The organism is Methylobacterium sp. CCH5-D2 (genome assembly GCF_001556475.1).
Lineage (GTDB): Bacteria > Pseudomonadota > Alphaproteobacteria > Rhizobiales > Beijerinckiaceae > Methylobacterium > Methylobacterium hispanicum.
In genome coordinates this window covers 1-8778 of the sequence record NZ_LSIX01000969.1, presented here as the reverse complement: position 1 = coordinate 8778, position 8778 = coordinate 1, and the positions used below count along the sequence as shown (strand labels likewise).

Annotated in this window: 9 protein-coding genes and 1 pseudogene; 7 read left to right on the top strand and 3 right to left on the bottom strand. The window is 70.2% G+C overall.

What is annotated here, in order from left to right; genetic code table 11:
* A partial coding sequence (locus tag AX737_RS26345; protein WP_348626814.1) for an acyl-CoA dehydrogenase family protein occupies nucleotides 1-780 on the bottom strand: 780 nt, incomplete at its 3' end.
* 412 nt (nucleotides 781-1192) lie between these two features.
* On the opposite strand from AX737_RS26345, the gene AX737_RS26340 reads away from it, so the two are divergent.
* The 5 genes from AX737_RS26340 to AX737_RS26320 all read left to right on the top strand — a co-directional run bounded on the left by AX737_RS26340 (nucleotide 1193) and on the right by AX737_RS26320 (nucleotide 7166).
* Nucleotides 1193-2182 carry an ABC transporter substrate-binding protein gene (locus AX737_RS26340; protein ID WP_082773311.1) on the top strand — a complete coding sequence of 330 codons (990 nt, stop codon included), beginning with the start codon at nucleotides 1193-1195 and terminating at the stop codon, nucleotides 2180-2182.
* Between the two features lie 7 nt (nucleotides 2183-2189).
* Complete coding sequence (locus tag AX737_RS26335) at nucleotides 2190-3230, top strand: LLM class flavin-dependent oxidoreductase (RefSeq protein ID WP_066926629.1); 1041 nt, start codon at nucleotides 2190-2192, stop codon at nucleotides 3228-3230.
* Nucleotides 3231-3244: 14 nt separating this feature from the next.
* Nucleotides 3245-4582, top strand: a complete 1338-nt coding sequence (locus AX737_RS26330) for an LLM class flavin-dependent oxidoreductase (protein WP_066926628.1) — start codon at nucleotides 3245-3247, stop codon at nucleotides 4580-4582.
* 524 nt (nucleotides 4583-5106) lie between these two features.
* The gene (locus tag AX737_RS26325; protein ID WP_197430726.1) at nucleotides 5107-5931 is read left to right on the top strand and encodes a sulfurtransferase; all 825 of its coding nucleotides are present in this window, start codon (nucleotides 5107-5109) and stop codon (nucleotides 5929-5931) included.
* Between the two features lie 47 nt (nucleotides 5932-5978).
* Complete coding sequence (locus AX737_RS26320) at nucleotides 5979-7166, top strand: YeeE/YedE family protein (RefSeq protein ID WP_066926624.1); 1188 nt, start codon at nucleotides 5979-5981, stop codon at nucleotides 7164-7166.
* A gap of 75 nt (nucleotides 7167-7241) precedes the next feature.
* Here AX737_RS26320 and AX737_RS26315 read toward each other — a convergent pair whose 3' ends face one another.
* Nucleotides 7242-7661, bottom strand: a complete 420-nt coding sequence (locus AX737_RS26315) for a YeeE/YedE family protein (protein WP_066926622.1) — start codon at nucleotides 7659-7661, stop codon at nucleotides 7242-7244.
* Complete coding sequence (locus AX737_RS26310) at nucleotides 7658-8068, bottom strand: YeeE/YedE family protein (protein WP_066926620.1); 411 nt, start codon at nucleotides 8066-8068, stop codon at nucleotides 7658-7660. Before AX737_RS26310 ends, AX737_RS26315 begins: the two co-directional genes overlap by 4 nt.
* Nucleotides 8069-8324: 256 nt before the next feature.
* Between AX737_RS26310 and AX737_RS26305 the strand changes: the two genes are divergently transcribed.
* Nucleotides 8325-8531, top strand: a complete 207-nt coding sequence (locus AX737_RS26305; RefSeq protein WP_066926618.1) for a hypothetical protein — start codon at nucleotides 8325-8327, stop codon at nucleotides 8529-8531.
* A 23-nt stretch (nucleotides 8532-8554) separates the two neighbouring features.
* A pseudogene (locus AX737_RS26300) lies at nucleotides 8555-8778 on the top strand (serine O-acetyltransferase); the annotation flags it as partial.

The following is an 8778-nucleotide window of genomic DNA, read 5'->3' as shown; positions in this document are numbered from 1 at the left end:
GACGAGCCGCGCCACGTCGTCCGCCGCCGCTCGGCCGATGCCGGCGAGCGTTGCGAGATGCACCAGCTGGAAGAATGCCATGGCGTAGGGGAAGCGGGCCGGGTCCGGTTTGATCAGGGCGGGGTCGAGGGCCACGCCCTCGAAGGTCGCGGTACCGCTGGCGGTGAGCGCCTGCCCGAACCCGTCCCAATCGTCCACGATGGTGACGCCCGGCGCACGCACCGGCACGGCCGCCGTCACCGCTCCGCCTGCCTCGTCCTCCGCGGAAAGATGAATGTAGTCCGCGAAGAGCGAGCCGGTCGTGTAGAACTTCCGCCCGTCGACCACGGGTCGGCCGTCCCGCCGCCGCACGACCGTGTCGAAGGCGCCGACCTTGGCGGGCCCGGTCTCCGAGACACCGCTGCCGATCGTCTTGCCCGCGCCGATCTGCTCGATCCAGGCCGCTCGCCATTCGGGCGAGGAGGAGCAGAGCGCGTCCTCCGTGAAGCCGAAATGCGCACGCAGCGCGTTGGTGACGTTCGAATCGGCGGCCGAGAGCTCGATCAGCAGCGCGAAGAGTTCCGGCAGGCTGGCGCCGTGGCCGCCCGCCTCGGGCGAGAGGCGCAGGGTGGTGAAGTTCGCCTCCCGCAGCCAGCCGATCTCGGCGTGCGGCAGGCGGCGCTCCCGGTCCCGCTCGACGGCGGTGGCGCGGATCTCGGCGAAGACCGGGCGGAATCGATCTGCGAGGGTCTCGTAACGTGCGCTCGGCCCCGCACCCCAGCCCGCATCCGTCTGCGACATGGCTCCGACTTTCTCATTTCCGGCCTCGCCCCCGGGGGCGTTTGCCAGAGGAATCCGTGAGCCAGCCCCCAATCGCAACCCAGATTCCATGGCGGATCTCAACTTTGGGAGCGAGTTATCGCGACGAACTATGTAAGAGAATTTTCGGAATGCGGCGAGGCTTCATTGTGGAAGGGCGTTCCATCCATCGAAATTTCCAACTTGTGTCGGAATTTTGTCTTACGTGATCGGCCGGAAGGAAGGCGTATCCGGCAATTTCTATTTCGTGGAATGCGCTTCCCTATTCGTCCGAAAATTCGAAAACGCGTTTCATTGATCCGTTGCGCCTTGCCGGCCTTCAATGAATGCGCCGAGTAGGTCCCCATGCCCCGGCGCCCAACCACCGCTCTTCCTTGCCATTCGCGAGCGCCCGATGACCGATGACACGATGGGCCGGTTCGGCCTCTCTCGCCGCACGCTCCTGCGCGGCGGGCTCGGCGGGGCCGCCGCACTGGCGCTCGGCGCTCCAGCCGTGCGCGCGGCTCCTCGCGAGGTGAAGATCAGCATGCAGCGCTCGTCGGTGCTCTTCACCGTGCTCAAGGTGAAGGGCACGCTGGCCGAGCGTCTGGCGCCGCTGGGCTTCACGCCGACCTGGCACCTGTTCACCAGCGTCATCGAGCCGATGAATGCCGGGGCCGTGGACATCCACGCCGACGTCGCCGACGCGGTGCCGATCTTCACCCAATCGGCCAAGGCGCCCCTGACCTTCTACGCCCGCGAGCGCGGTGCCCCCTCGGCCGAGGCGATCATCGTGCCGGCGGACTCCCCCATCCGCACCGTCGCCGACCTGAGGGGCAGGACGGTCGGCGTCTCGCGGGGTTCGGGGAGCCACTATGTGCTGGCCGCCGCGCTCAAGCGCTCCGGCCTGACGCTCGCCGACATCAAGCCCGCCTATCTCCAGGCGCCGGAGGGGGCCGTGGCCTTCGATCAGGGCGCTCTCGACGCATGGTCGATCTGGGATCCGTTCCTCGCCTTCGCCGAGGCCAAGCGCCCGGTCCGGGTCATCGCGGACGGCAATGGTCTCACGAGTTACCACCGCTACTACGTCGTCAACGACGGCTTCGTCGCCGCGCATCCCGAGGTGGTGGCAACCGTTTACCGCGCCCTCGTGGAGGCCGGCGCCTGGATGAAGGCCAACCCGGAGGAGGCTGTGGCGCTGCTGGCGCCAATCTGGGGCGATCTGCCCCCGGCGGTCGTGGCCGCCGCCAACAGTCGCCGGAGCTACGCGGTGGAGCCGGTGGAGCGCAGCCAACTCGGCGAGCAGCAGGCCATCGCCGACGTGTTCTACGAGGCGAAGCTCATCCCCCGCCGGATCGACGCCACGGACGTCAAGATCTTCCAGCCGCCGACGGGCCGGGGCTGAGGCCGTGGTGAGCGCCCCCCGCTTCGGTATCTGGGCCGCCGTCCACGGCTCCCGCGCCTCCCACCACGACCCGGACGAGCCCGACGACGCCAGCTGGGAGCGCAACCGCGCTTTGGTGCTGGAGGCTGAGGCGCTCGGCTTCGATGCGGTGCTGGTCGCCCAGCACACGATGAATCCCTACGACCCACAGCGGGACCAGCTCGAAGCCTGGACCGGGGCGGCGGCGCTGGCCGCGCTCACCCGGCGGATCGAGATCATCGCGGCGATCAAGCCGGGGCTCTACCACCCGGTGGTGCTGGCCAAGATGGCCCTGCAGATCGAGCATATCAGCGGCGGTCGCTTCGCCCTGAACCTCGTGAATGCCTGGAACAAGGCCGAGTTCGAGCGCGCCGGACTGCCCTTCCCCGCACACGACGACCGCTATGCCTATGGCCGCGAATGGATCGGCCTCGTGAGCCGGCTGATGCGCGGCGAGAGCGTGACCTTCCAGGGTGAGCATTTTCGGACCGAGGACTATCAGCTCCGGCCAGCCGGCACGTTCCGGCCGAGGCCGACGATCTATCTCGGCGGCGAATCCGAGCCCGCCCGGGCGCTCGCCGCCGACCACGCCGATGTCTGGTTCATCAACGGCCAGCCGCTCGAGGATGTCGCCGCGCTGATCGCCGACGTCGCCCGGCGCCCGGCCGCCAATGGGCCCCTGCGCTACGGCCTCTCGGCCTTCGTGATCGCGCGGGGGTCCGACGCGGAGGCGGAGGCCGAACACGCCCGGCTTCTCGCCCTCGCCCAACGCGACGCGGATCTCCGCGCCGACACCCGTGCCCGCACCGACGCAGCGAGCGTGATGTTCGCCAAGACCGACGCGGCGGCCTCCCGCCATGTCGGGACGAACGGTGGAACGGCGGCCGGGCTCGTAGGCAGCTATGAGACCGTCGCGGAGCGCATCCGCGCCTTTCACGCCGCCGGCATCGAGCTGTTCATGCTGCAGTTCCAGCCCTTCGAAGCTGAGATGCGCCGCTTCGCCGAGCAGGTCATCCCCCGCATCCGCTGACCCGGAGGGCTTCGATGAGCGGCCGCCAATTGCACCTCAACGTCAACCTGCTGCATTCGGGCGTCTACCCGTCGGCTTGGCGACTGCCGGAGAGCCGGCCAGACGCCTTCCTCGACATCGATCATTTCGTGCGCGTCGCCCGCATCGCCGAGCGGGGCAAGCTCGACGCGATCTTCCTCGCCGACACGCCCGCCATTAACGACCGGATCGACGACCGCCCGTTTAACGCCCTCGAACCGACCGTCGTGCTGTCGGCCGTCGCCGCCGTGACGAGCCATGTCGGCCTCGTGGCCACCGCGTCGACGACCTACAACGAGCCCTACAATCTCGCCCGCCGCTTCGCGAGTCTCGACCTCGTGAGCCGCGGCCGGGCGGGCTGGAACGTGGTGACGACGGCCGACGCCGCCGCCGGCCGCAACTTCGGATTCCCGGGCGCCTCGGAGCACGGGGCCCGCTATGCCCGCGCCCGGGAGTTCACCGACCTCGTTCACGCCCTGTGGGACAGCTGGGAGGACGATGCCTTGGTCGGCGATAAGGCAAGCGGCCGGTTCGTCGACACCTCCAAGGTCCACACAGTTGACCATCGTGGGTCCCACTACACCGTCGCGGGGCCGCTCACCGTGCCGCGCAGCCCGCAGGGGCGCCCGGTGACGTTCCAGGCCGGCGGCTCGGAGGATGGACGCGAACTCGCCGCAGCCACCGCCGACGCCGTATTCTCCCTGGCCCAGACCGTCGAGGACGGCGCGGCCTATGCCCGGGACCTGAGAGCGCGGGCGGCGCGCTACGGCCGTGGGCCGGAGGCGCTGGTCATCCTACCAGGCCTCGCCACGGTGATCGGTTCGACAGAGGCCGAGGCGCGCCGCCGCCAGGACAATCTCTGGGATCTCGTGCCCCTGGACTACAGCCTCGCCCGGCTCGCCGGCACTCTGCGGATCGACCCCGCCCGACTCGACCTCGACAAGCCGCTCCCCGACCCGTTGCCCTTGCCGCCGGACGCCAACCACACGATGTTCCTCGGCACGCTCGCCCTCGCGCGGCGGGACAGGCTGACTGTGCGTCAGCTCCTGCGGGCGCTCGGCGGCGGGGTCGGCCATCGGATCATCGTGGGCACGCCGGAGGTCATTGCCGACGACATCGAGGCGTGGTTTCGGGCCGGCGCGGCGGACGGCTTCAACCTGATGCCGGATGTGCTGCCGGAGGGCCTCGAGACCTTCGTGGACGCGGTCGTACCGATCCTCCAGCGCCGCGGCCTGTTTCGTCACGATTATGCCGGGGCGACCCTGCGGGACCACTTGGGCCTGGCGCGGCCCGCAAGTCGCTACGCCGCGACCGGACACTCGCTCTCCGCCTGAAAACCTGACCGGAAAGCGGCTCGGCTTCTGCCTCGCGGGACGAGGAATTGCGCGGCACTGCCGATCAAGCGCACACGTCCGAGGTCCTGAGATAGTCCTTTGCGAAATTCGCCTTATGCAGGGTCGAAGCCTTCCTTAAGCCAGCGATAAAAAGAAACTCGCTTTTATTGACGCCGAGCCGCCCCCGCCAATACAATTGCGGTCAAGCCGATCCTGGCCGAGAGATCTGCGCGCTCAGTGTGAATATGCGCCTGTCTCTCGGATCGACCGATCAGTGAAGAGACCGCCTTCCTCGACATGAATCCTACGATGCGCCGCGGTCATCTGGCCGTGGCGGGCGACGGATCCTGCCGAACGCCATCGGAGCCTGCCCCGTGCCTCGCCTGTCCACCAGCCTTCTCGCGATCCTCGTCGGCGTCTCGGCCCCCGGCGCCGCGCTCGCCGCCCAGGAGCCGCCGACGCCCCAGCAAACGGCCGGAGCGAGGACAGAGGCGAAGGCAAGCCCCCTCGTCAGCACCGAATGGTTGGAGAAGAACCTCGACGCGAAGGGCTTGCGTATCGTCGAGGTCAGCGTCGAGCCGGGGGTGTTCGAGCGCGGCCATATTCCGGGTGCGCAGAACGTGGTCTGGCACACCGATCTCGTGGAGACCGTGAGCCGCGACATCGCCTCCCGAGAGAAGTTCACGGCCCTCGCCCGCCGCCTCGGCATCGACAAGGACACGACCGTCGTCCTCTACGGCGACAACAACAACTGGTTCGCCGCCTGGGGCGCCTGGGTGCTGGCGCAGTACGGGCTCGTCGACAACGTCAAGCTCCTCGACGGCGGGCGCAAGAAGTGGGAGGCCGAGAAGCGCCCCCTCGACACGCGCAGCGCCGAGGTCGCCGCATCCTCCTTCGCGGCGCCCGCTCCGTCGCCCGCCTTCCGGGCCCGCTTCGCGGACGTGCTGGCGGTCGCCAAGCGCGAGCGGGATGAGCAGATCCTCGACATCCGCTCGCCCGACGAGTTCAGCGGCAAGGTCATCGCACCGCCCGGGGTCCAGGAACTCGCGATCCGCGCCGGTCACATCCCCGGCTCCGTGAACGTGCCGTGGGCCAAGGCCGTCAACCCGGACGGCACCCTGAAATCCCCCGCCGAGCTGAAGACGCTCTACGCCGCGGCAGGCATCGACGGCTCGAAGCCGATCATCACCTCCTGCCGCATCGGCGAGCGGTCGAGCCACTCTTGGTTCGTGCTGAGCCGGGTGCTCGGCTACCCGGTCCGCAACTACGACGGCTCGTGGACCGAGTACGGCAACGCCGTCGGTGTCCCGGTGGTCAACCTCGCCGGGACGGTCTGGGGCGGCAAGTGAGCGGACCCGTCGCGGAGCGGTCCCCGCCGCTCCCCCGACGCCCTGCATTGGCCTTGCCCACGGGCCGGGAACTCGTTCGACGAGTCGCGCCTCCGGGCATCGCCCTCGGCCTCGTCGGCGCGGCCCTGTGGCTGTCCGGCGAGCCCGGGGGCAGCCGGCTCGCCCTGTCCCTCACCTTCGGGGCGCTGTTCGGCGTCGTCCTGCAGCGCAGCCGCTTCTGCTTCTACTGCCAGTGGCGGGATTTCCTCGTCGCCGGCGACCCGCGGGGATTGCTCGGCATCCTGGCGGCCCTTGCGGCGGGCCTCGCCGGCTACGCCGTCGTCCTCGGGGCCTGGATGCCCGACCCCGGCGGCACCCGTCTGCCGCCGGACGCGCATATCGGGCCCGTCGGCCCCGTCCTTCTCCTGGCCGGCGCCGTGTTCGGGGCCGGGATGGCGATCTCCGGCTCCTGCATCAGCGCGCATCTCTATCGCCTCGGCGAGGGCTCGCCGACTGCCCCCTTTGCCCTGGTCGGTACGGGGCTCGGCTTCGTGCTGGGCTTCGCGACCTGGAACCCGCTCTACCTCGTCAGCGTGGCTGACGCGCCCGTCATCTGGCTGCCGCGCCATCTCGGCTATGCAGGGTATCTGGGCCTCGCTCTCGCGGTGCTGGCCTTCCTGGCGTGGCCCTTGATGAAGCGCCTGCCGGACCCGGTGGCTCCGAATCTCTGTCGGGGCAGCGACCCGCTGCGGGCCCTGTTCTCCGGCCGCTGGCCGGTCTGGCTCGGCGGGCTGGCGGTCGGGGCGATCGGAACCCTCGCCTACCTGCGGGTCGGGCCCCTCGGCGTGACGGCGGAGATCGGCGGCCGAGCCCGACAGGCCGCGGGGGCAGCCGGCCTTCTCCCGGCGCGTCTCGAGGGTCTCGACACGTTCCGCGGCTGCGCGACGGCGATCCGCGAGGCGCTGCTGACGCCGAACGGGCTGTTCGTCGCCGGCCTGGTGCTTGCCTCCTTCGTGGCGGCCCTGGCATCCGGTCAGTTCCAGCCGGCACGGCCACGGTCCGGCCACGCGATCCGCGGCCTCCTCGGCGGCCTCTTCCTCGGCTGGGGCGCGATGACCGGCCTCGGCTGCAGCGTCGGCACGCTCCTGTCCGGGATCATGGCCGGGGCCCTCTCGGGCTGGGTCTTCGGAGTGGCCATGTTTGCCGGTGCGGGCGGCACGCTCTGGCTCGGGCGCCGGACCGGGCTTCTCACCTAGCGCACCGATGGGGGCGTGTCCCCGATTTGCTTCCGGGACGCAGCCGCGGTGGATGACGAGGCGTGTCTGGGGGCGTCACCGAGGGCGGAGCGCGTGCGCCGCCATGCCGACGAGCATCGCCGCCACGAAGACGAGGGCCGGTGCCGCGCCGGTCGACAGCGCCGCCACGGCCGGGCCGGGGCAGAAGCCAGACAGACCCCAGCCGATTCCGAACAGGGCGGCCCCGAGCACGAGGGGGCCGTCGATCCGTCGCGAGGTCGGCAGGTCGAAGGTCTCGGCCAGCGCCGGGCGCGCCAGGCGGCGAGAGAGGGCGTAGCCGAGCGCCGACACGCTCACCGCCCCGCCGAGGACGAAGACGAGGCTCGGATCCCAGGCGCCCCCGATATCGAGGAAGCCGCGGACGCGAGCGGGATCGAGCATCCCGGACAGGGCGAGGCCGAGCCCGAACAGCAGCCCGGCGGCAAGGGCCGCCAGAAGACGGGCCGCTCCGCTCACGACGCCACCCGCATGAGCGCCACCGTCAGCATGCCGGTGGCGAGGAAGACGAGCACCGCCACGAGCGAGCGCGGCGACAGGCGGGCGAGCCCGCACACCCCGTGGCCGGAGGTGCAGCCGGAGCCGAGCCTCGTGCCGAAGCCGACGAGGAGACCGGCGACGGCCAGCACCGGCCAGGACGCCTCGATCCTCATAAGGGGCCAGTGGCCCGCCATCGCCGCGAAGAGCGGCGGCCCGAGGCCGAGGCCGAGGAGGAAAGCCAGGTCGGAGAGCCGGCGCTCTCCCGGCTGGGCCAGCCCGGCAACGAGCCCGCTGATGCCGGCGATGCGGCCGTTGACGAGGAGGAGCGTCGCGGCGGAGAGGCCGATCAGCAGCCCGCCCGCGAGGGCCGGAAGGTAAGCGTTCATGCAGGGTGATTCCGGTGTCGTCCGGGTCGGGATATCGCCGGGGCGACCTGAGAACAACCCTTGCCAAACCGGACTGTATCGCCAATTATCAAGTTATAACAGTGACTTAGTGAAGATCATGCTCTCATTCGGGCAAGGCGCGAACGAAACCTTCTCCTCCGACCACGAAGGGGCGGAAGGGCATTTCCCGAGCCAGCCGATAGGGCCTTTGACCGGAAATCGGGCCGGTCTCTCACGGCGCGCAGAGGAGGACGCCATGGCCGCATTGCCGATCAGGCGAGGGGATGAGGTGGTGTTCGAGCGCCTCGACCTCGCGGAAGCCCTCGGGATCTGGCGCCACGCGCGGGGGCGGATTGTCGGTATCCACGGCCGGGGCGGGCGCCCGGCCACCGTCGATGTCGCGTTCGAGGGGCACGCGGTGCTCGAACGCTACCTGCTGGACCTGTTCCGGCGGATCCATTGATCGCCGCCGTGACCGTTGCTTCCATGACCACTGCCCTCGCCACCATCCAGCCGCCGCTGCGGGCCACGAGCCGCAGCACGGCCGAGGCGGATGTCTGGGCTGCGTTGCGCGCCGAGGCCGAGGCCGTCCTGATCGAGGAGCCGCTCTATGCGGGCATCGTCCAGGCGACGATCCTCGACCAGCGCAGCCTCGCCCAGGCTCTTGCCTACCGCCTCGCCCATCGGCTCGGCGACGGCGACCTCGCCCG